The organism is Nocardia salmonicida (genome assembly GCF_036142455.1).
Classification (GTDB): domain Bacteria; phylum Actinomycetota; class Actinomycetes; order Mycobacteriales; family Mycobacteriaceae; genus Nocardia; species Nocardia salmonicida.
Genome location: NZ_CP108014.1, coordinates 2,928,701 through 2,955,193, shown reverse-complemented (window position 1 = coordinate 2,955,193; position 26,493 = coordinate 2,928,701). Strand labels below are relative to the sequence as shown.

14 protein-coding genes are annotated in these 26,493 nt (G+C 61.3%); 12 read left to right on the top strand and 2 right to left on the bottom strand.

The window, feature by feature from the left end; genetic code table 11:
* Positions 1–175: 175 nt before the first annotated feature.
* Complete coding sequence (locus OHS03_RS14025) at positions 176–760, bottom strand: helix-turn-helix transcriptional regulator (RefSeq protein ID WP_328663142.1); 585 nt, start codon at positions 758–760, stop codon at positions 176–178.
* A 137-nt stretch (positions 761–897) separates the two neighbouring features.
* Positions 898–3,300, bottom strand: coding sequence for a DUF8320 family protein (locus tag OHS03_RS14020; protein ID WP_328663141.1), 2,403 nt, complete (start codon positions 3,298–3,300; stop codon positions 898–900).
* Positions 3,301–3,488: 188 nt separating this feature from the next.
* On the opposite strand from OHS03_RS14020, the gene OHS03_RS14015 reads away from it, so the two are divergent.
* The 12 genes from OHS03_RS14015 to OHS03_RS13960 all read left to right on the top strand — a co-directional run bounded on the left by OHS03_RS14015 (position 3,489) and on the right by OHS03_RS13960 (position 26,492).
* Positions 3,489–5,792 carry a non-ribosomal peptide synthetase gene (locus OHS03_RS14015; RefSeq protein WP_328663140.1) on the top strand — a complete coding sequence of 768 codons (2,304 nt, stop codon included), beginning with the start codon at positions 3,489–3,491 and terminating at the stop codon, positions 5,790–5,792.
* Between the two features lie 70 nt (positions 5,793–5,862).
* A complete protein-coding gene (locus tag OHS03_RS14010) occupies positions 5,863–7,338 on the top strand; it encodes an aminotransferase class I/II-fold pyridoxal phosphate-dependent enzyme (RefSeq protein ID WP_328663139.1) in 1,476 nt (491 codons plus the stop codon).
* Positions 7,293–8,330, top strand: a complete 1,038-nt coding sequence (locus OHS03_RS14005) for a TauD/TfdA family dioxygenase (protein WP_328663138.1) — start codon at positions 7,293–7,295, stop codon at positions 8,328–8,330. Before OHS03_RS14010 ends, OHS03_RS14005 begins: the two co-directional genes overlap by 46 nt.
* A complete protein-coding gene (locus OHS03_RS14000; protein WP_328663137.1) occupies positions 8,327–11,425 on the top strand; it encodes a non-ribosomal peptide synthetase in 3,099 nt (1,032 codons plus the stop codon). Before OHS03_RS14005 ends, OHS03_RS14000 begins: the two co-directional genes overlap by 4 nt.
* Positions 11,422–14,163 (top strand): condensation domain-containing protein, encoded by a 2,742-nt coding sequence (locus OHS03_RS13995; RefSeq protein ID WP_328663136.1) that lies wholly within the window; start codon positions 11,422–11,424, stop codon positions 14,161–14,163. Before OHS03_RS14000 ends, OHS03_RS13995 begins: the two co-directional genes overlap by 4 nt.
* Positions 14,160–17,141, top strand: coding sequence for a type I polyketide synthase (locus OHS03_RS13990; RefSeq protein ID WP_328663135.1), 2,982 nt, complete (start codon positions 14,160–14,162; stop codon positions 17,139–17,141). Before OHS03_RS13995 ends, OHS03_RS13990 begins: the two co-directional genes overlap by 4 nt.
* 51 nt (positions 17,142–17,192) lie before the next feature.
* The gene (locus tag OHS03_RS13985) at positions 17,193–19,247 is read left to right on the top strand and encodes a carbamoyltransferase C-terminal domain-containing protein (RefSeq protein ID WP_328663134.1); all 2,055 of its coding nucleotides are present in this window, start codon (positions 17,193–17,195) and stop codon (positions 19,245–19,247) included.
* Between the two features lie 508 nt (positions 19,248–19,755).
* The gene (locus OHS03_RS13980; protein WP_328663133.1) at positions 19,756–21,267 is read left to right on the top strand and encodes a radical SAM/SPASM domain-containing protein; all 1,512 of its coding nucleotides are present in this window, start codon (positions 19,756–19,758) and stop codon (positions 21,265–21,267) included.
* 1 nt (position 21,268) lies between these two features.
* Positions 21,269–22,267, top strand: coding sequence for an AIR synthase related protein (locus OHS03_RS13975; RefSeq protein ID WP_328663132.1), 999 nt, complete (start codon positions 21,269–21,271; stop codon positions 22,265–22,267).
* On the top strand, positions 22,261–23,952 hold the full coding sequence (locus OHS03_RS13970; protein WP_328663131.1) for a carbamoyltransferase C-terminal domain-containing protein: 1,692 nt from the start codon (positions 22,261–22,263) through the stop codon (positions 23,950–23,952). Before OHS03_RS13975 ends, OHS03_RS13970 begins: the two co-directional genes overlap by 7 nt.
* Before the next feature lie 336 nt (positions 23,953–24,288).
* Positions 24,289–25,296 (top strand): AIR synthase related protein, encoded by a 1,008-nt coding sequence (locus OHS03_RS13965; protein ID WP_328663130.1) that lies wholly within the window; start codon positions 24,289–24,291, stop codon positions 25,294–25,296.
* Positions 25,293–26,492: a CorA family divalent cation transporter gene (locus tag OHS03_RS13960; RefSeq protein WP_328663129.1), complete on the top strand. Its 1,200-nt coding sequence runs from the start codon at positions 25,293–25,295 to the stop codon at positions 26,490–26,492. The genes OHS03_RS13965 and OHS03_RS13960 overlap by 4 nt, the downstream gene beginning before the upstream one ends.
* Position 26,493 lies beyond the last annotated feature (1 nt).

The window sequence follows — 26,493 nt, the reverse complement described above, 5'->3', positions numbered from 1 at the left end:
ACGTCCCGTCCCCCGTCCGGAGTGAATACATCAGTGATGATGCAGTCGGCTAACGGCCCTACGTAGCATCAAGCCTGCAACAGCGAACAACCTGCGCATGGCAGTGCGGGTGTGCAAATGCTCAGCCTGCCGCGTCCGGATCGGCGAACAGTGAGTACATGCTGGTGTCCTACTCCTATGGCCCATGATGTTGTCTGATTGCTCTGCCCCACCAGGTTTTCGGAACCAAGCCGGCTTGCTGAGCTGCGGCCCGGAGTTCGCCCTTGGTGCGGGCGGGGTTGCCAACGGCTTCGTACTTCTCCTTGACCCGGCGAAGGTACACATTGACCGTGTTGACAGACAGATTCAGCATCTCGGCGACGCCTTTGGCTGTCTCGCCCGATGCCCACAAAGACAGCACTTCGCGCTCACGCGGGCTTAGATTGGGGACGAAGGCAGCGTCGCTATCGATGGCGGCAGCCCAATCCACTGATCCAACGACCTCGCCCCGGCTCGCGGTCCGGACTGCTTCGGCGATCACAGCGTCTGGTTCGGACTTGCAGACGACGCCGAGTACTCCGGCGTGGGCAGCCTCGCGGACGAGGTCAGGGCGCTCGCCTGATGTGATGACCAGGACTCGGTGGGTAGCGGCGGCCAGCAGAGCAATGCTGTTGGCGGGTGTGGTCGAGTCACCGAGCTGTAGATCCAGAATCACCAACTGCGGCGGCTGTGACGCGGCGAGGAACTCGGCGACCGATCGGTGATGGGTGATGGTCGCCATCACCCGAAACTCGGCCAGCGCTGCGGACAGGCCTCGCACCCATATCGCGTGGTCCTCGACGATGGCGATGTCGAGTGGCGAGTCCGCTTCTTTCGGCACTGGATCCCTCTCGGTCGATGGAAGCCGGTGGGCGTAGTTCAGGCGATCCGGCGGCGGGCGTCGGTAATTTTGCACATCTCTGTTTGCGATTGTTGGGGATCGGCTGCAGCATCTCGTGGGGTAAGGGCGCGGTTACCTTCAATTCCGTGCACTTCTCCTGTGGCGGAGTGAGATTCGAATGTCGCTTGCCGACCGTGGACGTTGATCGCGGCGCGGTCAACTGTCACTCCACGTTTGGTCATGACGATCGTTGCGCGGTGTGTATGATGCGTCGGGGTCAGCCGGACGGTGATCGTGTGATCGACCCCAGCTTTGTCGAGGAAAGTACCCGCTAGTGCGATGAAGCGATCGAAAGCCTGCTCGTCGGCAAATGGCGGGGCCGGGCTGTCGTCGATCAAGACGACGTGTGCTCCGCGATTGCGTGCGGCGTCGACCGAGTCATCGAGATCGGGGTGACTCAGCCCGGGGGCGCGGAGAGTGGCGCGCAAGCGGGCTTCGACATTAGCCGCAGTCTTGCGTTCTACAGGGGAGAGACCTTGCGTGGAGATTCGCTGCAGGAGTGGTCGTGCGCGGCGCTCGATGGTAGCCAGGTGCTGCTGCCGCTGGACTGTCCGCGCATTGCGTGCGGCGTTCTCGGCGTGACGCTGGATCGAGTAGTTTCGAAGCTGCTGGATCTTGCGCATGGCAGGACGGATCGCGTGGGAGTAGAAGACGCACAACAGCAGCGCCATGAGCGCGGCGATCGACTCCGATATCCAATAGCTCAGCGGCCGCCCGGTATGCGACGCCAGCACTATCGGCGAGGCGAAACATCCGACGGTGGCGATTGTGGCACCTGCCAGCCGGCCGCGAACACCGAGCACGAGCGAAAACGACCCGACCAGGTAGCCGGGCCAGGCCACCTGGCTCGATATCGGCGGCGATGATGACGCTACGACGAGCAGGTTCGCTGCGGGCAGTCCCAGTGCCAACAATGTCGTGGCGGACCATCGCAGTGGATCGCTGCGATCGACCATGAGCACTATCGCCGCGCCAGCAGCAACAGTGACGGCGACGAGTTCAGTGGAGATCGGCGTGGTCGATCCTGCGAATGCTGCTGCGGAGGCTAGGGCAGCGACCGTGAACGCTGCCGCAGCACTCCATGACTGCGAGGTGCTGATCTGAAGCAAGTCCCGAAATTTGTTGTCGGCACAGCGAATCGTGGTTCGGGGCGCAGACCACAGCATGCGAACCCTGGTTCCGGACTCGGTATCGATGCTCAGCGTCGCTCCCGGTATCGCGAGAATCCGCTCTTGAAGTCGAGACAGCCCGAAGCCAGATTGCTGTGTGGCATCGAACCCAGGGCCGCTGTCGACGACCTCGACCTCCAATCGATTGGCCGCCGCCCGCACTGCCACAATGACTTTCGGCTTGGGGCCGCCGTGGCGCTGGCTGTTGCGGACGGCTTCGCGGGCGCCATCGGCGAACGCATCGACAATTGTTGAAGGATAGCTAGTGTCGGTCGGGTCGATCTCCCGGAAGAGCGCCGCTGTTGTGTGTGGGATCCGGCATCGAGCAGCGATTGCCCTGACAGCCTCAGACGCCGAGACTGCAGATGCAACCGAGACTGCCGGGTCGGTATCGAGTTCGTGTACTGCCAGGGCCGCTTCGCGCCGCACCTCGGGGCTGTCTGGTTGTTTGGCTGCGGCGAGTAAGGCGGCGAGAACATAGTCGTGGAGAAGGTCCCCGACTCGATCGCGCTCATCGAGACGGGCCTGTTGTGCAGCCTGCCACGCGGTCTCGGAATGTAGTTGTACCCACGACGAGTCCAACGCAGAAGCAGCCTCTATCGCGACCCGGGACATAACCGTCAGTACGACTGTCAGCAGCAGATTTCCTGCGATGCTCACCACTGCCCACCGCAGTTCAACGGACCCCATGTTCAGGTAGTGAATCGCCCGGGACAGCCCGAACGTCACGAAGGCGTAGACGAGCGCGACTCTCATCCGCCAGCTGATCGCTGCTGCCATTGCGGGAATGGTGCTAAATCCTTCGATCCAGGTCGAAGCGGGTATCGGGATCCGGTGCCCGTCCACCGCGGCAAACCACGTCACACACATGAACAGATACGACATGGCGAAGACTGCTGCACTGGTGGTGATCACTCGCAGTGACTTCGCCATGGCCGCGATCGTCAGCGCGGCTAGGGTACCGATCCCGGTGGCGATTGCCGCTGGTGCCCACCAGCCAGCCAGGTGCGAGGTGTGTATGGGGAACTGCTCTCGGAACAAGATCCAGTACGCCCCTGCCAGACCGGCCACCAAAACCGTCAGCCGGATCTGGACGCGCATCAAGGCCTGGGGTGGCTTCGGGAATTCTTGCGCGGCCTGACCAGTTTCCCCAGCGCAGTCGAACGATTTGACGCCCTGCGGTGCAGCCTCTGCTCTGTGCGGCAACGTCACTCAGTCCTGTTGCAAGTCAATATGATTCGTTCGAACCGCGAATCTTGTCACCAAGAACTGAAGACTACTCGCGCCATCCCGTACAAGCTAGCGTGGTGGGCACTGTGTGGTGAGCGTTCCCAAATCCGTGACGGCTGGGCAACACACCTGCGGGGCACTAGTTTCCGACCTCGTACAGCCTTGAAACTATGGCGAAGGCAGGGGTAGCCGAAGTGGGGATCATGGAAGGCGAACGATCGCAGGGCGCGACCGCGACCGCAAAAGCGCGGTTCTTGGCAGATCGCGCACAGCATCTCGCCCCAACTCGCAAGGCCGACACAGTCCGGACCGTGCTGAGCGCTTCGACCGCCGAGAGCATGCGCAGGCTCGGTCGCGACACACAGACGTCGCTGGTTGTGCTCCTCGAAACTGCACTCGCCATCGTGAGCTCCCGGTGGACCGGGACTCATGACGTGGTGGTCGGTACTTCAGCCTCCGACGGTGCCGAACACGGAATCCAGGACACACTCGCCTCCCGTGCCCGAATGATCGCCCTGCGCTTCCATATCGATCCACGGTCATCGGTCGAAGACATTCTGCAAGAGGCCCATACGACCTGTATGCGCGCCTTCGCGGACCAGGACTGCACGTTCGAGAGCATCGAGCAAGAACAGCGGGTCAGCATCGGATTCACGATGGATACCCAGGCAATGACCGTCCTCGCTTTGTGCAGGGAGCGCCTACCCATCCCGGTGTGCCTATCGCAGCTCGACCTCGTCCTTTGCGTTCGACAGCAAGCAGACGAGCCAGAACTAGAAGGCGTATTCCACTACGACCAAGCCCTGTTCAACAAGACTTCTATCGAACAGTTCGCCGCGCAGTGGCAGCGATTGTTGGTAGCAATGGTCCACGATCCCAGTCGGCGTCTCGGCGATCTGGAGTCGATGGCGGTCGAGGAACGCCGGTCACTCCTGGCTGCAGGCGACCGCACTGCAGAACGGGCATCGTTCACGCCGGTCAGCGAACTCATCGCCACGCGGGGCGAACAATGTCCCGACGCGGTCGCACTTGAGTTCGGGGCAGATCGACTCACCTACCGTGAATTAGGGCACCTCACAAACCATCTCGCTGAGAAGGTACGGCAATACGACGTTCGCCGCGGCGACGTCGTCGCTGTGGCCATCGAACGCAGCGTCGAGCTCGTCGTATCCCAACTCGCTGTCCTCACGTTGGGCGCGGTGCTGCTGCCGGTCGATGTCGAACAGCCACCGCGCCGCGTGGACGCCATGCTGTCAGATGCGCACGCGCAGTTGGTTCTCGCGGGTGACTCCGGTGCCATCGGCCTCGGGAACCTGCTGCCCGTCCTCGATGTCGTCACGGAGCTGACGAACACCTCAACGTGCTCGGGGACCTACCAACCGGTCGTTGACTTAGTGGGCCCGCAAGACTCGGCCTACACCGTGTACACCTCAGGTTCGACTGGACGGCCCAAAGGCGCGGTCAACACCCAGGCAGGGATCGCCAACCGCATCGCTTGGATGCAGGACACCTATCGGCTCACCCCCGACGACCGTGTCCTGTACAAGACTCCGGTCGCGTTCGACGTCGCGATGTGGGAATGGCTATGGCCGCTGACCGCGGGGGCCAGGGTGATAATCGCCGAACCTGGCATACACAGGGACCCGGCGGCCTTGGCTCGTTCGATCAGCACGCACGCTGTCACGGTCATCCATTTCATACCGTCGATGCTTCGACTGTTCGCCGCACAGTCGGAGGCACAGGACTGCGGGTCATCTCTTCGACAGATCGTGTGCAGTGGTGAAGAGCTGACGGCGGTTATCGTCAAGGAAGCTCTGCGCATCTGTGCATCAGTGGACAATCTGTACGGCCCCACCGAGGCCGCCATCGACGTGACGTCGTGGGTCTGTGGTCCCGACGAACGCCGAGTCCCGATCGGACGTGCGATCTCGGGAGTTCGTTTGCGCGTGGTCGACGAGAACCTCGGCCTGGTGCCCGTCGGAGTGCCAGGCGAGTTGCTGATCGGCGGCGTCGCTTTGGCTCGTGGCTATGCGTCCCGACCAGGTCTGACGAGTCAGGCGTTCATCGCGGACCCATGGGGGAGCGGCGAGCGCCTCTACCGCACGGGCGACCGTGTGCGGTGGTGCGAGCCGGGTGTGCTCGAGTTCCTGGGTCGGTTTGACGCACAGGTCAAAATCCGTGGCGTGCGTGTTGAGCCCGGGGAGGTAGAACGAGTGTTGGGCACATATCCCGGCGTCACCGAGAGCGCCGTCGTCGTGCACACCGACGAACGCCGGGGCGCACATCTGGTTGCCTTTGTCTGCGGGGCACCGGCGTCGGCAGATTTGCGCGGCCACCTTCGCAGGGCTCTTCCCGAGGCGATGGTGCCCGCAGTATTCCACCAGCTGAAGTCGCTGCCACGTACCGCGAGCGGAAAAATCGACCGAACAGTACTCACATCAAATCCGCTCGTCGCGGCATCAGCGGGAAACTAGCGGCGCGCGTGCATATGAACAGCCTTAGAAATCCTTCGATGCCGACGAGTCGGCGTCTGCGGTGCGACACATGAGCATGGACGCCCTGATCAGAGAATGCGCCATCCGTGCAGGCGTCATCTCGTTGGGAGGCGGGCTGCCGGCACCGGAGCTGTTCCCCCGCGCCAGACTCACCGATGCGTTTGCTGATGCGCTTGGAGATCCGAAATGTGCGGCCCTTCAATACGACTGGCCCGAGGGCCAGGTCTTCTTGCGAGACTGGGTTGCGCGGCGTCTGCAGCATCGCGGAGCATGCGTTGACAGCAGTGACGTGATCATCACCGCCGGGGCACAGCAAGGCATAGCGCTCGCTTCTCATTTTCTGCTACCGCTGGGTGCGCGTGTCCGAGTTTCAGCGGCGAGTTATCCGGCTGCGCTCGAGCACTTTCGTCGACGCGAGGCCCACCTGGTAGGCGATGAGGACGCCGCGGATTGCGTCTACTTCATGGATGGAATCGAAAATCCGCGGGGATCGGTTCCGGCCCCAGCGGCACGTGCTCGGCTGGTTCAAGAAGATGTTGCTCTAATCGTCGACGAGGCCTACGCGGACTTGAACTTCGACGGCTTCACCTTGCCACCGCTGATGGCGGATGCACCCGATCGCGTCTGGCACGTCGGATCGCTGTCGAAGACTCTGAGTCCGGGCCTGCGCATCGGTTGGTTGATACCGCCGCGGCACATGGTCGAACGCGCCGTTCACCTTAAGTTCGCGACGGATCTGCAGAGCTCGACCCTGTCGCAGATCGTTGTAGAGCGCTACCTGGCCGCTGAGGATTTCGAGCAGCGTCTGGTGCACATACGGGATTTCTATCAGAGGCGTGCGACGGTGTTGAGCACGGCGATGAGGCGCATTCTTCCCGACTGGCGATTCGAGGATCCGGCCGGCGGATTTGCGCTGTTCGCCGAGACCGAATATCGCGCCGACCACCCAAACGACGACGAAGAGTGGCTGCGCACCGGAATGCATCACGGGGTGGCGTTCGACCCCGGATCGCTGTTCACGCCGCGTCCGGACCCCCACTCGCTGGCCATGCGCCTGTGCTTCTCAGCGACCGAAGAATCCGAGCTGGTCGAAGCAGTGCGGCGACTGGGACACGCATGGCGGGCATTTCGCAGCAAACGAAAGACAGCACCAGACGCCGTCGGAAGCTCGTTGCACACCTCGCTCATACCAGCCGAACCGGCGACAGCATTGCTGGTACCACCCACGCCAAAGCAAACGTCTCCACCCGCGAACCAGCCCGCGATCGATCGAGGCTTCAGAAAGGAAGACGCGATGTCTGACAACCGCGACCAGGTTCTCAACGATGCAGCCAGACCCGCACCCACGACGTTTCTCGTAGTCATCAATGCCGAAGAGCAGTACTCGATCTGGAACGCGCATCGAGCGATCCCGATCGGCTGGACTCCCACCGGATACGCGGGAACCGAGTCAGCCTGCCTGGAGCACATCGGCACTGTATGGGCAGACCTGCGGCCGCTGAGTCTGCGTGCGAAGGCGCTGTGATGCCCAACCATCCCACCAGCGCCGTTGAACCCACCGCAGCCAGCGTAGCCATCATCGGTGCTTGCGCTGGCGATGTTGCCGCCACTATTGCAGACGTTGGCCCCGAAATACGGGCAGCCGTCCGAGAAACCGGAGCAGTACTCGTGCGCGGCTTCGACACGCTCAGCGTCGATGAGTTCGCAACCATTGCCGTCTCACTACTCGACGACATCGTTAGCGACAACAGCGAGCACGAGCGAGTCGGTGTGTCAGGCATGGTCCAGACCCCAGTCCCTTTCAGCCCTCAGCAAAAGCTGTTGTGGCACAACGAGAACTCCTTCAACCGGCGTTGGCCGCTGACACTGCTGTTCAGCCCGACAGTCATCGCACCCGTCGGGGGGCGCACTCCACTGACCGACTCACGACAACTCCTGAAGATCCTCGACCCGGCGATCGTGGCGCGGTTTCGCGACCGCGGAATCGCCTACATCCGCCGCTTCGGCACAAGCGTCGGACTGCCGTGGCAGCGAGTCTTCGGCACGCACAGTCGGCTCGAAGTCGACGACCAAGCCGCAACCGACCGAGTCGAACTCGACTGGAGACCGGATCAGACGCTGTCGACTCGCGCCGTTCGACCGGCCGTCGTCGCGCATCCGCTCACTGGTGAGCTCGCTTGGTTCGCACAGCCAGCACATTGGCACCCCGCCTGCCTCGACATGGAAACACGCGAGGCAATGTTGGAGGTGTTCGGTCACGACGGACTGCCGCGTGACTGCCAATTCGGTGACGGTGCCATCATTCCGGATTCGATGATGCGCGAGATCCTCGACGCCTACGAGTCGATCGAGCGTTCGTTTGACTGGAAGGTCGGTGACGTCCTCGCGATCGACAACGTCCTCACCGCCCACGCCCGCGAGCCGTACACCGGCGCGCGTCGGCTCCTGGTGGCGATCGGTGACGAGCACGAATTCGCCGGGCGTGTGGGTCACGAGACGGTGAAGGTCTCGCGATGACCGACCTTCGGAGCGCTGTCGCACGCACCGCAGTCTGCGACGGGGACACAGTTGCCATACGATCTGGCTCCCACACGCTGACCTACCGCGAGCTCGACAACCTTGCCACCGTGGTGACGGGATATTTGGCTGCGCACCGTATCGGCGAGCACTCACGCGTCGTGGTGCACATGGCCCGAGGCCTCGACCTGTTCCCCGTCCTGCTGGGCATCTTGGGCGCCGGAGCCGCATTCGTCCCGATCGATGCCGCCATGCCTGCCGACCGAGTGCTGCGCGTCGTGGACAGCTGCGCTGCTGCCCTTGTCATCACCGATGACAGGAACCAGCATGTTCACCCAGAGAATGGGCGATCTCAGGTGGTCACCATTGCCGACCTGCAGGCCTACGGTGCCACCGCGGCGAGTGTGCCGAAGGCAGATCGAGCTGCCTATGTCCTCTACACGTCGGGAACCACAGGCGATCCCAAAGGGGTTGTTGTCGGATCGGCGGGGTTGCACCGCTATCTCAACTGGGCCTGTATGGAGTATCAGATGAGCGCGGGTTCGGGTGCCCCGTTGTTCACATCGATCGCCTTCGACGCGACGTTGACGACGTTGTTCGGTCCGCTCCTGGTAGGGCGCTCGATCACCGTGTTGGACGAGGACCATTCGATTGTCGATCTTGCGGAGATGCTTCGGCGCGCCCCCGACTTCTCCTTCGTGAAGGCAACACCTCATCACGTGCGCCTGCTGACCGAGCTCCTCGACGGTCAACGCCTCGAGTCGGCCGCCCGGCGTCTGATCGTCGGCGGCGACGAACTCGATACCGCCACGGTGAAACGCTGGATCGACATCTGCCCGATCCCGGTCGTGAACGAATACGGCCCGACCGAGACCGTGGTTGGTTGTAGCACGTTCACCGTGCTTCCTGACGCCACAGGCGGACTCGGCCCGACCGTACCTATCGGCCGGGCAATCGCGGGAGCTCGCCTGTATGTACTCGACCAGAACGGCGATCAGAGCGAGCTCGGGGAAGTCGGGGAACTGTTCATCGCAGGTCCTTCGGCCGACAATTACTATCTCGCGCAGCCGACAGAGACTGCCGCGAAATTTGTGCCCGATCCGTTCAGCGAGGTCGGCGCACGCATGTACCGGACACAAGATCTGGCGGCTTTACGACCCGACGGCGTTTTCGAGTTTCACGGCCGCAGCGACCGACAGGTAAAGGTCCGCGGCGTGCGTGTGGAGCTCGGTGAAATAGAAGCTGCCGTCCGGGCAGCTCCGAACGTGGTCGAAGCTGCAGCATGCGCTCTACGAATACACCACGATGTCACCACCGTCGTGGTGTACACCGGCGAAGCCGAGCCGCATGCGATTCGGGCAGACCTTCTTCGTCGAGTACCGACCTGGGTCGTGCCAGGGCGTCTTGTGCGCACCTCGGTTTTGCCGACCACACCCAACGCGAAGATCGATACCGCCGCTGTCTCAGCGCTTCTCCTCGACGAGGACACCGTAGGCGCGAACCAACAGACAGATCCACTCACCGCTGGAGTCGTGTCGGAGTTCGGCGCGGTCCTTGGCGTACACGCCACGCCCGATACCGACTTCTACGGTTCGGGCGGGGACTCGATGAGCGGGATCCGGCTCGTTGCTCGCCTGCGTCGACTTGGTCATGATGTGCGCGCTGCGGACGTGACCTCATACCCGACCCCGGCGGCCCTCGCTGCCCTGATCGCTGAACGCGGAACCGCATCGGGCCAGCCCTTCGCAGTCCCGGTAGGTACGGAAATCGAACTGACGCCCGCACAGCGCGACTTTCACTCGCTCGACTTACCCAACGCCGCCCACTGGAACTACAACGTTGTCGTCCGCGCACGAGACGAGCTCGACAACGAACGACTCCGTGCCGCGGTTTTGCGAGTTGCCTTGCGGCACGAGGTACTTCGCTACCGGTACTGCGGCGGTCGGCAAGTCCACGTCGGAGGTGATCCCGCGATCGCGTTCGAGCAGATCACAGTTGCCGACCTCGCCGAACTCGTCGGCGCAGTGCACCAGGCCAACACCGATTTGGATCTGGTAGACGGACCCCTGTTTCGGGTGGTGATGGCACGGGTCCGCGGCGACGCCGATCATATCGTGCTCGTTTCCCATCATCTGATCGTCGACGAGGTCTCCTGGCATGTGTTCCTTGACGATCTTGTCAACGAGTACGGTGCGAAGAGCTCATCGCGGACGGAGCCGCCGATAGCCGGGTTCGCGCATTGGCGCACTGATCTCGCGCGGTTTGCCCAGCGTTCCGATGTGCGGGCCCGCCAGCAATACTGGGACGAGGTTCTCGCCACGCCAGTGGGCCACCTGCCTGGTGTGAGCGATGAATCTGACGATTACAGCGCAGAACATTATCGACGCGACGGTCTGGACACTGCAACAACCACCAAGCTGCGCGCCGCGACGGACATGGCCAACGTCGGTGTGCACGAGGCCCTACTCGGGGTCGTTGTTGCCGCGCTTACAACGATGTTCGGAATCGATCCGCCGCGCGTCGACGTGGAAAGTCACGGTCGCCTGAATCATGGATCAGGTGTCGACGCCAGCCGGGTGATGGGTTGGTGTACTGCGGTTTTCCCGGTCGCGCTTACCGGTGTGTCCACACTCGATCTCATCCGGTCCGCCCGAGACACGTTGCGCGCTCTGGAATGGCACGGCACCGAATTCGGCCTGCTGCGATCCTCGCAGCCAGCACCGTCGCGCGCATCGCAGATCCTCTTCAACTACCTCGGCGAGCGTGACCGCGTCCTCGACCACCGACTCGGCTGGACTGTCGTGGACCCGCCGCCGGGATCCCAATCACCGCCTACCGGACGCCGACCGTATGTCCTGGAGTTTCAATCGTGGACCATTGACGGCGCCATTGCCTGGGAGTGGCGCGCAGGAGCCCGCTACCCGACACACACCATCAAGGCGCTATCCGATCAGGTCCGACTAGGGCTCTCCACGATCGCTGACGTCCTCGTGGCTGATCAGACGATCCGCTTCGCAGACAGTGGGCTATCTGACGCGGAGCTGACTGCGGTGATGGACCGGGTCGCAGATTCCGGTGGCGGTGCACCCAGATGACCCGCGAAATCGCCCACATCTATCCCCTGACATTCGCGCAGGCAGGGTTGCTGGTCAGTACGCTCGCCGAAGCAGAACCCGGCCTTTACATCGTTCAGATGCGTTTCGCCCTGGCCGGGCAACTCGATCGTCGTCGACTGCGACATGCCTGGGGTGTGCTGACCGCTCGCCACGACGTGCTGCGCACTGGGATTGTGTGGGATCAGGTGTCGAAGCCGGTCAATGTGGTGATGACACAGGCTGCGATGCCCGTCGACGATCTCGACCTGGCCGGACTCGACGCCTGCGTGCGCTCGACGGCGGTCCAGAACTTTCTCGAAATGGACCGCAGACGCGGGTTCGATCTGCAGCAGGCACCGCTGTCGAGGATCACGTTGCTGATCTTCGGGCAAGACAAGTGGGAAATGGTGTGGACGCATCACCACGCCATCCTCGACGGTTGGTCGACTGCTCGATTGATGGCCGAACTGTGGAGCGCGTATGCCGGTTGTGCAACCCCGCCCGCGGCCTTACCCTTCCGCGGGTTCGTCTCAGCACTCGCCGCCGATACCGAGCGAAACAAGGTTCGCAACGAGGTGTTTTGGCGGGATCGGATCACCAGCGGTACAGCGCGCCTGACACTCGATCGGCCTCGCTCTGCGCCGACTGCCGCTACGTGGCTGGAGCGCGAGCTGAACGTCGCTGCGGACCAGCTTGATCGGTGGCTTGAATCTTCGCGCCGACACGGGGTTACCTTGTCTACCCTTTATCACGCTGGCTGGGCCTTGACCCTGCGCGGAAATGGTCTCGGCCTGGACGATTTGGTCTTCGGCACAGTCGCCGACACACGCGGGCTGAACGGCAGCGACGTTATCGGGCTGTGCATCGCGACAGTTCCACTCAGAGTCGTCTTCGACGACAGGCCGGTGGGGGTTTGGCTGCGCGGAATCGGACGAGATCGAGCCAACAGTGAAGAGCACGCAGCGACGAATTTCGCCGAGCACCGAACGTGGAGCAGAGATGCCTCAGGCGTGCCGTTCCAATACGTGCTCGCAGTCGAGGGCTACGCGCAAGAAGGACTGATTGATCCCGACACCGGAGATGATGCGCTGAGAGTCCGGTACCTCGGTGTACGAGAGTCCACCCAGTACGCGTTGACCGCAGGCGTCCCAGCAGGGTCGCCGCACCTGAAGCTCACGTTCGATACTCGAAGGATTGCGGCGTCGGACGCTACCGCACTGCTGAACCAGTGGGCCGCCACCCTGGACGCGCTTTCTGGTTTGCCCTCAGACATGCCGGTAACGGCCTTGCTCGGTGCTGTGAACCAGGCAGCTCCGTGGCGGACCCTGCCCGAGCGCATCGGTGCGCTCGCCGATGAACACCCAGATCGCCTGGCTTTTCGTGACGCCTCGACCCATCTCACACTCAAGGAGCTCTACCAATCATCGCAGCGAGTCGCCTGTCGGCTCCACGCCGAGGGCCTGTGCGTCGGCGATCGCGTCGGTGTACTCGTCGACGACTCCGTTCACGTGGCCGTCGCCATCCTTGCGACACTCATGGCAAGCGGGGTTCTGATAGCCCTCGATCCTCGTCATCCAGCGCCCTACCGTGCTGCGGTCCTTTCGACCGAGACAGTGCAGTTCGTGCTGACCTCGCAACCCGACGCCCGACCCGAGTGGGCTGATCTGCATGCCCTGTCGATCTCGGAATTACTCAGGGGAACTTCGGTAGGAGAAATCCCCGAAACCTGCTCCGGCCGAGTGGGAACCGCCTTTGTGGTCTACGGCACGGGATCAGCGCTGCGGCCGACATCGACGGCGTACAGCCATGACGCAGTGCTCCGTACGGCGACCGAGTTCGCAGACCTCCTACGGCTCACGGTGGGCGACGAGTGGCTGGTTACGCGGCCGGCGACAGGCGCCGCCGCTCCCTGGGAGATGTGGGCGGCACCGCTCAAAGGCGGGTGCACGATTATCGCACCGGGTATCCAGCACGACCCGGACAAGTTCGCCCGGGTCACCAAAAACGAATCCATAGCGGTGGTCGGCAGTACCCGGAACGAGGTCTGTGACCTCGCCGAAATCATTCGCGGCCGAGGGCGACTCGTGGTTGCGACGCGAACCGACACCGAGATCACCCTCTGGTCTGCCGCGGGCGACCGTATCGGGCAAAGCGCCCACAGTGCCAACCGAAACGGGCCTGCGGCGCTGCTCGAGGTGGAGGGAATTCTCGTCGATTCCGCCGACATAGAACTACCGCTGCTCGCTTATCCAGGCGTCACGTCGTGCGTTGTACGGCAACAGGACGACCACACCTTGCAAGCGGTCATCGGTACGAATGATGCACAGATCCCCGGGCCGCGGCTGACCAGGTTCCTGCGATCGTCCTCGCCTGAGGCCCTCGTGCCCGAGATCGTGCTCGCAGATACCACCGCGATTTCGAAAGGGCCCCAACAGTTGCGAGTCGAGTCGGAGATCTGTCAGATGTGGTCGCGGGTCCTCGCCGTGCGCGAAGTCCCCCTTGATACGCCGTTCTTCGATCTGGGTGGCAACTCGCTGATGCTCTTCGCCGTACTCTCCGACCTCAAGAAGCTGGGATGGACAACCATCGACATGACCGATCTGTTCGCCCACCCCACCATTCGGTCACTGAGCAAACGGCTCAACAAGCCCGCTGACCAGACAACGATCATCCCGCCCCTCGGCGGTCGACAACGGCCGAGCGCGGTCAGCGCCCGCCGGGAACGTGGGCGAAAATGAACGAGAATATCCCCCCTCTGCCCGCCGACGCGATCGCCATCATCGGCATGGCTGGTCGCTTCGCGTCAGCCCGCAACATCGACGAACTGTGGCAGGCACTGCGCAGCGGCAACGAATTGATCACCCACTACGACCGCGAAGCTCTCCTGGCATGCGGTGTCAGCACCGACGAACTCGACCACCCGGACTACGTCGCCTCCCGAGGCGCATTGCCCGACCCATTAGGGTTTGACGCACCATTTTTCGGCTACAGCCCACGCGAGGCCGAGCTGATGGACCCCCAGCAACGAATCTTGCTCGAGACCGCCTGGCACACAGCAGAAGACGCCGGACTTCGGCCTTACGAGATGCCTGGCCGCGTCGGGGTGTTCGCAGCCACCGCCCAGCCGACCTACTGCTCCGCCTTCGAAACACCGTCAGGGGTCGATCCGCTCGAACTCCAACTCGGCAACGACGCCGATTTTGCAGCGTCGCGCATTGCGTACAAGCTTGGCCTGGAGGGCCCTAGCATCGGAGTGTCGACAGCCTGCTCGTCCGGATTGACCGCTGTTCACCTGGCCTGCCAGAGCTTGATGTCCGGCGACGCAGACACCGCGTTCGCTCTCGCCGCATCGGTTCGTTTTCCGGCCGACCGCGGACTGCACAGGCAACCCGGCTCAGTGCTGTCCAGCGACGGACACTGCCGCGCATTCGCCGCAGACGCCGACGGCACAGTCGAGGCGGACGGCGCGGCGGGCGTACTTCTGCGTCGCCTCGACGATGCCCTCGCCGATGGAGATCGGATCTACGCGGTCATCCTCGGCTCGGCGATCGGCAACGACGGCAGCCAGCGAATAGGTTTCACTGCACCAGGAGTCGAGGGTCAGCGCAAAATCATCGAGGCCGCACTGCGCTATGCCGACGTCGAAGTCACCGACGTGGCCTACATCGAGGCCCACGGCACCGGCACCAGGCTGGGTGATCCCATCGAGACGCGGGCACTCGCCGCCGTCTACGGTGTCGCCGATCGCAGCGAGCCCTGCCGATTCGGCTCGCTGAAATCGAACTTGGGTCATCTCAACCATGTGGCAGGTATCGCGGGCCTGATCAAGGTCGTCCTGAACGTGAGCCATGGCGAGCTCACTCCTAGCTTGCACCTGGAAAACGGACTCAATCCCGAATTGGACCTGGCACAAGGGCAACTCGAGATCCAGTCACAGTTGGAGCCTTGGCCACAGGCGTATGCACGCCGAATCGCGGCAGTGAGCTCGTTCGGCATGGGCGGAAGCGGCGCTCACGTCGTCGTGACAACGCCCCCCGGCGTACCCGACGCCGCGCCAGCCGATACCGAAGTACTGCACGTACTGCCACTGTCGGCACACAGCCCCGAGGCACTTTCTGCGGTGGCAGACCAGATGGCCGACTGGCTCACACGCCATCACGACACAGACCTGGCCGATGTCTCCCACACGCTGAGCTCGCGGACGGCGATGTCCTACCGCAGCGCTGTGGCCGGTCGCAACCACAGCGAGCTCGCTGCAGCACTGCGCTCCCCACAACTCGAGCACCACCGAGCAGCGGACAGTGACGCCACGGTGCTGATCTTACCGGGACAAGGCACCGAGCACCCCGGAATGGCGGCAAATCTGTACGACGCCGATGCGGAGTTCCGGCGCCACGTCGAGAACTGCCTCGACTACCTGCCCGCGGACGACAGGAGCGCACTGCGCAAGTATCTACTCGATGTCGACGACACCGGGCGCGGCACGGCGCTCGCACAACCGGGTTTGTTCGCCACCGAGTACGCAAAGGCCCGATGCTGGCAGGCGCACGGCCTTGAGGTGACCGGGATGATCGGTCACAGCGTCGGGGAATACGCCGCCGCCTGCCTAGCAGGGATTTTCTCCGCGGAGGACGCCATGCGCCTGGTGGCGGCCCGAGGCAGGCTCGTCGCCGAGACCGGCCCCGGCGCAATGCTGGCCGTCCGGCTGACACCAGCGAAGCTACAGGCACGATTGCACCGCCACCAAGGGTGGGACTTGGCAGCGCACAACGCTGCCGACGAGTGCGTGCTGGCAGGCAATGCATCGGTCCTGGACGACATCGCGACCGAACTCCGGTCATCCGGCGTTGGAATCATGGCCATCGATGTCGCGCATGCTTTCCACTCTCGCCAGCTGGACCCTATCCTCGATGAATTCGCCGCGATCGTCGACCGGATCGAGCGGATTGCGCCGACGCGCCCATACATCTCCTGCGTGACCGGAACGTGGATCACCGCCGATGAGGCTGTCTCGGTCGACTATTGGGTACGTCATCTGCGAGGGACCGTTCGGTTCGCTGAGGGCATTCAGACGGCGATCTCGGCGGGCACGTCCACCTTCGTACAGCTCGGGCCGGGACGCATGGCCGGGTCGAATCTCAGACGTAGCCGTGCCGCGGCCACCGTTGTAGTCGGCGACAACCTTCCACCACTGCATGGAGTAGCCCAAGCGTGGGCTTGCGGCGCCAACGTGAACTGGACCAGCACAAGTCGGCACATCGCGATTCCCCACTATCCATTTCAGCGACGAAACTATGTTCTGGGGTCTACGGTATTGCCCGCACAGAGCATGCCTGCCACGCGGCCACCGCACCCCACCGTTGACCGAGAACGCGCCAACAACCATGCACACAATGGGGCCCCCGCACCAGGCCGTCCCCGTGGAACACGACATCCGCGCCCACCGATGGCGACTCCGTATCGAGCCGCTGACAGCCGGCTCGAGTCGACGATTATCACTCTCCTCGAGACCATGCTCGACACGCATGGAATCGGGGTCGACGACGACTTCTTCGAACTCGGCTGGAACTCACTGCTGGCCATGTCCTTCACATCTCGGCTCGCCGAGGAACTCGACCATCACATCGACCCGAGAACGGTACTGGACACACCGAATACAGCAGGTCTGGCGCAGAAATTAATGAACCTGGACCACGTAGCGGAATTGGCCGAATGATCCACGCAGCCATATGCAAACCGAACAGAACTAGACTGGAAGCGTGACGTGGTGAGCAAACGAACCGGCCCTACATACGTAATCGGAACTGGCCTTTCGCATGATGGGTCCACGTGCCTGCTCGTCGACGGCGTCGTCGAGGTCGCCATCGAAAAAGAGAGGCTCACCCGCGTCAAGCACGACGGCTACGGCGACCGCAGCGCGATGCAGTACGTTCTCGACGCAGCCGGGATTTCACTTGACGATGTAGCTGTCGTCGTTCAGAACGAAAATTTCGGCATGTTCCACGACGGAAACACATACTATTCCGGTGAAGAAAGGCTCCTTACCGAGGATACTAGGGTCGTTACTATCTCGCATCATCTCGCCCACGCATACAGTGCCTTCGGAGCCAGTCCGTTTGACGACACTTCCGTCCTGGTTGTCGATGGTTGCGGAAATTCTTACGAGGACTGCATGGATATCGCTCCCGGTACCTCTCGCTGTGACGTGCCAAAGGCGCTCGAGCACCTGTACTTCGAAAAAGACAGCTATTACCACTCTGCCGGAAATGGCCTGACCGCCGTCGCAAAGGACTTTTCGGAGTGGGGGGCTAAGGGCAGTGCCGTCGGTCCGCCGACCACGCTTCATTCTATCGGCGGCCTCTACAACGGCTTCAGCAAGTACGTATTCGGAAATATGGACGACGCTGGCAAGCTCATGGGATTGGCTCCCTACGGCCGTCTCGGCAGGTATACCGAACCCCTGTTCGACCTTGAAGGAGGTCGCATCTTTGTCCGGCGTGACAGCCTTCAAGATTTCAACACTCCGGCGCGTTCGCCGGACCATCTGAAGCAGAATTTCGACCATTTTGCCGACATCGCTCGTTGGGTGCAATTCGAAGTCGAACGAGCACTTTTATATCTGGTGCGCGACCGGATCGCCAATTCCCCTTCGCGAAACTTGTCATATTCCGGCGGGGTCGCATTGAACGCGGTAGCGAACAGGAGGATTCTGCAAGAAACCGACGTAGAAAGACTTTTCGTACAGCCAGCAGCCGGCGACAACGGCCTCGCGCTCGGATGCGCCTATTATGGCTGGATGCAGGTACTCGGACAAGAGCGTGTCCGCGCGACAGGATCTGTATTCCTCGGCGTCACATATGCGAAAGAACAAATCAAGTCGGCGCTTCAGAACGTCTCCGACCGCGTGGAAGTCAGCGACCTTACAAATGAGAGTTCCGACATGCTCAGCACTGTCGCCGATCTTCTGGCCAGCGGAAAGGTGGTCGGCTGGTACCAGGAAGGCGCAGAGTTCGGTCCTCGTGCCCTGGGGCACCGCAGCATCCTGGCCCATCCGGGAATTGATGGATTGCGCGATTTCGTGAACTTGCGCATCAAGTTCCGCGAAGACTTCAGGCCCTTTGCGCCGTCCGTTCTCGCAGAGAGGGCTGAAGAAATCTTCGAGTGCACAGGACATGACTACCCGTACATGCTTTTTGTCTTCAATACGAGGGCCGAATGGCTCTCGAGGCTGGGTAATGTCGTGCATCGGGACGGGAGCGCCAGACTACAGACGGTCAGCAGGGAACGTGATCCATTGTATCACGACCTACTCGTGATGTTCGAGGCGGCTACCGGGTGTCCGGTCCTGCTGAACACGTCGATGAACAAGCGTGGGATGCCGATTGTCGAAACCCCGGAAGAAGCTGTGGCGCTTTTTCTGGAGGGTGGCTTGGACGTGCTCGTATTGGGTGACATTGTCGTTACTAAGGCAGGACAACATTCCATCGACTCGAGGGATCGAAGCAGTAGATCCACATTGAAAGCCGACGACGTACCACTGATCGGTGGACGAATCCGGGAATTATCGCTGGTGTACGACTTGTCCGACATGCCGATCAGCGGCATCGAAAATTCTTCTGTGGCGCCAACTCTAAGATTCGTCGACACCGCTGAATCAATTGAGATTGAACCCGCCGCATACAGGTTCCTAGCACTATGCGACGGCTGTCGAAACTACGAGGATATTGCGATATCGCTGGGGATCAGTATGGCAAATTTGATTGAAATAGCAGACCCGCTGCGGAGGGCGGGGCTAGTGGCCCACTTGGCAAGCGGAGCGTGATTTGATGCCCCGGTCCATCATATGTCCTCCTTGCGTATAGTGGTTCGGTTTGACTCCGCCCTAGGTAAATTACGCACGTGAAGCGCAGTCGGATTACGCTTTCACCGGCGGCGGGTGCCAGTCGATCCACAAGCGCAGGAGGATGCCTCCGGTTCCTGACCTACTTGTGTTTGATCAGGCCTCCTGTGAGTTTGTCGTCGTGCGCGACCTCGATGGCGTCGACCCAGGGGCTTCGAGGGCGGTAAAATGTTCGGAATTATTGCTGAGCCATTGCCGGTTCGCTACACCGAAAGATGTTGGTGCGCAGCGGAGACGAATTGCTGCCGGAAATATTCTAATTTCCCACCTGAACGCCACCGCGACGATATGATCGACACGTCGTAGACGTCGTTGCTTCGAGAGGATAATCATGGGGTGTGGCAGCGGATGCGGTTCCGAGTCAGTCGGCCAGGGAGCTTTTGTCCCTCTAAATGCCTTGACTGTGGGGCCGCCACAAGTAACGCAACCCATGACGCAAGTCTTGGGTGCAATTCCACGCGATCTCGCGGATCGGGACGTTGGCGAGCTGGAAAACGATGTTCAACTCATCAGCCTGCAGGACGGTAATTACTGCCTCAATCACGCTCTGCGGCAGCGTCAGGTCTACGGAGGCTCGAAACTGCGTGACGCCGTAAATGGCTTGCGGTCTGGCTTGACTCTCCGGGACAACCGACTCCGATCAGTGCTCCTCGCTGAAGGGTTCCTCGTTGAAGCGGGCAACGACAAGAATGCCTTCCGTGCTGAACTGGCCGAACGAGAGTCTGCACGTGTGGATGGCGATGTCGACTTCACACTGCTCCGCGTCCTTTTGACAGACTTCTGCAACCTGAAGTGTGACTACTGCAAAGTCGTCCAGAATGTCGCTGCTCCCCAAAAGGCCCCCACCGGCCTGGAGCGACTTACGGAAGTGGTCGAATATTTCTTCGCGAACTCCACGGCGGAACGGCCCAAGATCATCCACTGCACTGGCGGTGAGCCGACGCTGCACTGGTCTGAAGTCGAGCATCTCCTTAACGAGAAGCATCGACTTTCCCGACCAGGTGAGAACTGCTGGGTCGTGATCGGAACCAACGCGACGCTCATCACCTCGGCACGCGCGAAGCTGCTTGCCGACCACAATGTGAAGTGCATAGTTTCGATGGACGGAACCGAGGAGGTGCACGACCTTCTGCGACCCAATCACGCGAATCGTGGGTCTTGGAAGCAGGTGGATCGAGGAATCCGGCTGCTTAAAGATGCCGGTGTCGAGGTGTCAATCTCTGCGGTATTCGGAAAGCATAATCTGCCGATCGCAGAACAGATCATCGAGTATTTCATGGAGCAGTACGCACCAACAGGCATGGGTGTGAACTTTATGAAACCGCCTACACCCGAGCAGCGCGACTACGCCTACCTGATCGAGGGTGAGGACTACGCCGAGACCCTCTATCGCATCCATCAGACTTGGCGCGATCGAGGACTTTTCCTGGAACTCGTTCATCGAAAGCTCGACCCGTTCGTAAGCCGTCAGTACAGGTTCCATGACTGCGGAGCAGCCGGGGGTGCGAACATAAATCTAGATGCAAAGGGCAAGGTTGGTCCATGCAAGTCCTTCCTCGTGATGGATCGACTCGCCATCGATGACCTCGACGGATCCGACTACTCGGAGAATGTCCTGAGTAAGTGGCGAAAGCGATCGCCCATCTACTACGACCACTGCGATGGGTGCGCGGCGCGGGGAATGTGCGGGAACGGCTGCGCCTATGACGCGTATGTTAATCACGGCGATGAGATGGCGATTGACGACCGAAGCTGCAGGTATACAAAGCGTTTCAATGAGCTCATGATCCAGGACCTATTCGAGCTTGCCGGCGGTGCTGCGCGAGCTGAACGGGAAACATGGTTTGTGGTGACCGACGCTGAACGCCGGCGTGTGATGGGAAATGTCGGGGCGATACCGAACTCACTTTCCTATTCTATCGGCCACCATTCCAACGACTGACATGCAGGAGAAAGAGGTGATCGCCGCTGCGCGTACAGGCCTGGGACTCGGAAACCAGCCCGACGCAGACTTCGGTGAGCATGACGTCGAGGCTCTCACGGCACTTGTGTTCAGCATTGATCGGGCCCAACATGGGGCGGCGCCGTCAAATGAGCCGCTTGATATTTGGGCTTTCAGGGCAATCAATGCCGCAGTTTCTGATCTTGCTTGTGGTGGCGTAACGTCATGCTACGCGCAGATTGATCTGCAGGTTCCTGCTGGGGTGACAACCGAAGAAGTGGTGCTCATCGGTCAAGGTGTGCGCGCGGCGCTAGATTGGCTCGATGTCAAGCTGCTGAATGGGAACAACACCACGTCGGGTCCCTTGGGGATCACAACGGCGGTACACGGAGTGCGGCCAGTTCACCCACGCCCCCCGGGGCGTTCAGGTGCGCGTCCCGGTGACCATGTACTTTGCTCTCGGCTTCCCGGACGGTTCAACAGCGCCCTCGACCTCGTGTCAATAAACGAGAACACCAACTGGCTCGCGTCGGCGCTTCTCGGAGGAGTAGCCGAGCTAGACCTTGGACGGATCCTCGTCGAACGTGAACTTGTTAGCACCCTGATTGATGCCAACGACTGTCTGCTGCTCACACTGAGAGACCTCGCGAGGGCTTCAGGTGTGGCGATCGAACTCGATAGGGGCCAGATCGAAGCTGAGGCTCAGACGCTGGATTGGTCACCGCGGCTTGAGACAATCCTCAAGCCGCCGTCAGGGGACCTCGCTCTTGTTGCCACGGTGCGGCCAGACAGGTTGGAAGCGACGCAAGAAGCATTTCTGCAACTGGGGCGGCGACCGTCAGTGGTAGGTATCTGTGCAGAAGGCAGTCCCTGCGTACGGATCGACGGGATGACGCCTGACCAGCTTGATCTGATCAGCGCCATATGGCTCACAGACGCGGCAGGGACCTATCCTGCCAATACAGTTAGGGCTGAGATGCGTCGGGGCCGAGCATGGTAGACGAATTTATCCTCGGAATCTGCGCCTTCACCCATGACTCATCAGCCACGCTCCTTCGGGGACGTGAGCTCGTCGGCTTCCTAGAGGAGGATCGCCTATCAGGGCTGAAACACACGAACGCATTTCCGGAGTTGGCGATTGCGGCACTTCTTCGATCTGCTGGTATAGGCCGAGGAGAGGTGGGGGCCGTCGCGTATCCTTTCGACTCGACTCTTTATGAGCTCGGCCGTGCGGCCGCGAATAGGCGTCCCGGGCCTCTTGAGCGACGTGCGCGTGGTGTGGCGTCCTATGATCGGATCTCGGATCAGCACCGTCGGTCATTGGCGCGGTTGCGCGACTCATTCCCAAGCGCCGCTGTCGTCGAAGTGCCCCACCACAATGCACACGCATACTCAGCGGTGGCGCCTGCCGGCTGGCGGAGCGCAGACGTTCTCGTTATCGACAGTATCGGCGAAGCCGTCACGACCTCGATCGGACGATGGGACCGAGTCACGAAGAGTCTTAACCTCATACCGCGTGGATTCGACACAGACTCGGTTGGTTACCTGTACGGAGCCGTGACTGACCATCTCGGTTTTCGGATGCGCGATGAGGAAGGCACAGTCATGGCGCTCGCTGCAGGTGGCGACCCCAGGCGTTTCCGGACGCTGTTTTCGCGGATTCTGAAGATCGATACCTGCGGCATCCGCCTCGATCCGCAATACGTGCACCAACGTGTCTTCGGTGACTCCGGAAACCGTCTCACGTCCCTCTTCACCCACCAGACTGTCGGACGCAGGGCAGCCGCAGACCCGATACAGGCTGTCCATGCTGACCTTGCCGCGGCGCTCCAAGAACGTACTGGGCAGGTTTTTGAATCGCTGTGCGCAAATAGCACAGCCAGCCTCCGGGCGATCAGTGGGGGAGTCGCGACGAACTGTGTCGCAGTCGGTCTGTTGCGGCAACGATGGCCCGACGTGGAGTTCTTTGTTCCGCCCGCGCCAGGTGACTCAGGCACGTCGCTCGGCGCTGCTGTCGGTTGCCTGCTCGAACGGCACGGTGAACTCGCCTCGATACCGGCACACCCATATTGGGGTCCGACGCCGGAGCCGCCGCAGATCGCGACGCTGCTGTCGGCAGGCCTGCGTTTCGAGAACATGCCCACGGCTGCACTCGCGAGCGAGTGTGCACGTCGAATTGCGGGCGGAGAGATCATCGGTGTCTACCGTGGTCCCGCCGAAGCGGGTCCCCGCGCGCTCGGTCACCGGTCGATTCTCGCAGACCCTCGCGTGGAGGGGGTCCGCCATCGTCTTGCGCTGCGAGTGAAGAAGCGAGAGCTTTTCCGCCCGTTCGCGCCAATCACCCGGCTTTCGCAGGCAGACGAGTTCGTCGAACTCGGCCGGTATGGAACGCCGTACATGAGCGCGGCTCTTCGTGCGCGAGACAAGTTGTGTGAACTTGCCCCGGTCGTCGTGCACACGAACGGCACCACACGGATGCAGACAGTCGAAGTTGGCCAGGATCAGTTCATCGAACAAGTCATCGACGAGTTTGAACGGCTCACCGGCTCACCGATCTTGATCAACACTTCGTTGAATTCGAAAGGCTCACCGACCGTGGGCACGCGAATCGATGCGATCGCGTGCCTTACGGACATGGAACTCGATGCGCTGGTGCTGGACAACGACCTGGTGACCAAGGTCTGATGTCGAGGCTCAGGATTCTCCAGTGCGCCTCCACCGATCGTCGCGGTCGCGAGCGCTGGCCGGTCTATGCAAATGCGCGCCCTCGCTCAGCTCAGCATGCACTGACACCTGCATCACCGTCGACAAAACCGGACGTTCGTCCGTTCGCGAGTTCGCAGTGTTTGTGTTCGGGACGGTAGGTCAGCGGGAACGCCGATGTCGCTGTAAGCAATTCGGGCACCTTCGATCCTTCCAGCTGCGGAATACCTGTAAGATCGAGCCCATGTCACGCACGTATCGACGCTGTGCGGGGGTCGCTGATCAGTCGCAAGAGCTGGAGGGTTTCAAGTGCGAGGTGTGACGCGGGAGTGGCGGCGTATCGACACGCTCAAAGAACATCTTGGATTGGCAGGTCAGGTCGATCAGGACTACGACCAGTGGCCTGGGTGCAGTGAGAACCAGCGCTGGCTGTCGACCGTCGACGGTGGCAATTACTCGGATGCCCTTCCAGGAGAGCCCATCTCGATCTGGGCCTTCCGGATCGTATCTGCGGCGATCTCCGATCTCGCCGTAGGCGGTGCCGACGCGGTCCGCATTCACGTAGATCTGACCGTTCCAAGCGAAATCCGACCGGGTGATCTGGAAGGCATTGCGTTAGGCATTCGGACGGCTGTCGACAGCGCTGGCGCCGAGATCGCGAACGGGAACAATCTTCGAGTGGGCCCCTGGAGTCTGTCGGTTGCCGCCAACGGGACGACACGTAGTGTGTCGCCGCGTGGTCGGGCAGGATTGGCGGGTGACCTAATCGTTGTATCCGGAGTCTTCGGAATGTTCAATGTCGCCCTACAGGGACTGAACAATGGGAACGTAGATTTCGACATCGGCAGGTTCTCCCTTGGCGAAGCACTGCTGGGAGGCTTCCCGGAGTTGCATTTCGGGCGCATGTTGAATTCTATGCCCGGCGTAACTTCGGCGATCGACGCGAACGACTGTGTTTTCAAATGCTGTCACGACCTAGCTCGGGCCTCCGGACTTACCGTTGCAATGGATCCGAAGCTGGTGAAAGAAGTGGGGAAGGCGTATCCGGATCCTCCTTCCGTGCACGATTTGGTGGGGCACCCGCATGGAGATCTGCGACTGGTGTTCTCTATCCCCCCCGATCTTCTCGCGGATTTCGAGTCCAGAGTCGAGAATGCTGACAGGGAAGTTTTTGTAATAGGTGAAATGGTTGACCGGCGCGACGCGCTGGTCACAGGAATCGAGGTAGACCTCGATAGGCCCTGGAAGCCAGCACCTGCTTTCTCATATCCCGTGACGGACGCCTTAAAGGCGTTGCGTGGGCTGCAGCAGATCGGTGGAAGATGAAGGTGCACTCATTTCAGGTGCTGGGCATTACATCTAAGCCCTTGGCACTCGATCGGCCTTCTCCTCGCGGCGACGACGCCAGGACTCGGTATTTGTTTGCGCCGGAGCTATATACCGCACCGACTGTAGAAATGGTCAAGGTAGGCGGCCTGCGTTCTGAGATAACTCTTAATATCTGGGTGTCCTCACGTGGTGTCGTGGTTGGTGAAATGGTCGACAATATTGATCCGGAGTCGGAGGCTGCGGAGATCTCGCGACTCCCGGACTTGTTTTGCTGGGAGCCGGTCTACTGCGATCACGCAGCCAGAACGCAGATTTCGGCGCACTTAAACCAAAAATTCGGTATTCCAACTGAGGACTTTCAGTACTTCAGAGCCAGTCCAATCAGGTTCCAGATGCTGAACGGCGACGGCGGTGGAGACCAGCGATCTAATGAAACCACCAGAAATCTGGTGATGCGAGACCGGGTCACGCGGGAATCGGTCTTTACGCAAGTGTCTGGAGCTCCGCCGAAACTGAACAGGCAGCGCGGGCAGGTCGGTGTGATTACCGGACATAGCTGCCTGATGGGTGGGCACGGCGACGACATCATCGATTATGCGAGACAGTCCATCGCTGAGACACTTGCAGCTTTATGTATCATAAAAGAAATCCGCAGTACGATAAGTTCGGTATATGCCGAAGATCCTGGTGGAAGCATTGCTGACTCCGCGAAAGATTTGAGCCTGATCCTCGTCGAGACAAGTGTTCGGTTGAGCTCCCTGATCGAGTCCGCCTCACCGGAGGGTGTGTTCATGGTCGACACTCGCCCGTACGCGTTCGCCTCGGAAGTGTGGAGCCGTGTTGGGATCAGCGCGCAACTGCGCGAATGCGAGTCGGCGATTCAGAGGTTGCGGACCAGGCTGGATACGTATCTCGCCCATGGTGAAGCGCGGGTCGCTCAGGCAAATCAGCGCACAGCGACGGTGATTGGACTGTTGACAGTTGTCCTGCTTCCCGCGACCCTATGGGTCGGATTCCTTGGGGCCAACATACGTGAAATGACTGTGGTAGAAGGGGGACTGGATCGCCCAGCCTCGATACTGCATCTGGATCCTGTGATCTGGATATCCTTTTTGGTATTATGCGGCGTTGCACTGGCATTGGCGGCCTTCATCTTCCGGCCCTGGCAGAAGAGGGTAGGCAGGCACCTATGAG

What these genes read in the sequence shown, in the direction of transcription:
- OHS03_RS14025 (WP_328663142.1), bottom strand. Translation starts at nt 760, where the DNA reads ATGGCGACCATCACCCATCACCGATCGGTCGCCGAGTTCCTCGCCGCG.
- OHS03_RS14015 (WP_328663140.1), top strand. Translation starts at nt 3,489, where the DNA reads ATGGCGAAGGCAGGGGTAGCCGAAGTGGGGATCATGGAAGGCGAACGA.
- OHS03_RS14010 (WP_328663139.1), top strand. Translation starts at nt 5,863, where the DNA reads ATGAGCATGGACGCCCTGATCAGAGAATGCGCCATCCGTGCAGGCGTC.
- OHS03_RS14005 (WP_328663138.1), top strand. Translation starts at nt 7,293, where the DNA reads ATGGGCAGACCTGCGGCCGCTGAGTCTGCGTGCGAAGGCGCTGTGATG.
- OHS03_RS14000 (WP_328663137.1), top strand. Translation starts at nt 8,327, where the DNA reads ATGACCGACCTTCGGAGCGCTGTCGCACGCACCGCAGTCTGCGACGGG.
- OHS03_RS13995 (WP_328663136.1), top strand. Translation starts at nt 11,422, where the DNA reads ATGACCCGCGAAATCGCCCACATCTATCCCCTGACATTCGCGCAGGCA.
- OHS03_RS13990 (WP_328663135.1), top strand. Translation starts at nt 14,160, where the DNA reads ATGAACGAGAATATCCCCCCTCTGCCCGCCGACGCGATCGCCATCATC.
- OHS03_RS13980 (WP_328663133.1), top strand. Translation starts at nt 19,756, where the DNA reads ATGACGCAAGTCTTGGGTGCAATTCCACGCGATCTCGCGGATCGGGAC.
- OHS03_RS13975 (WP_328663132.1), top strand. Translation starts at nt 21,269, where the DNA reads ATGCAGGAGAAAGAGGTGATCGCCGCTGCGCGTACAGGCCTGGGACTC.
- OHS03_RS13970 (WP_328663131.1), top strand. Translation starts at nt 22,261, where the DNA reads ATGGTAGACGAATTTATCCTCGGAATCTGCGCCTTCACCCATGACTCA.
- OHS03_RS13960 (WP_328663129.1), top strand. Translation starts at nt 25,293, where the DNA reads ATGAAGGTGCACTCATTTCAGGTGCTGGGCATTACATCTAAGCCCTTG.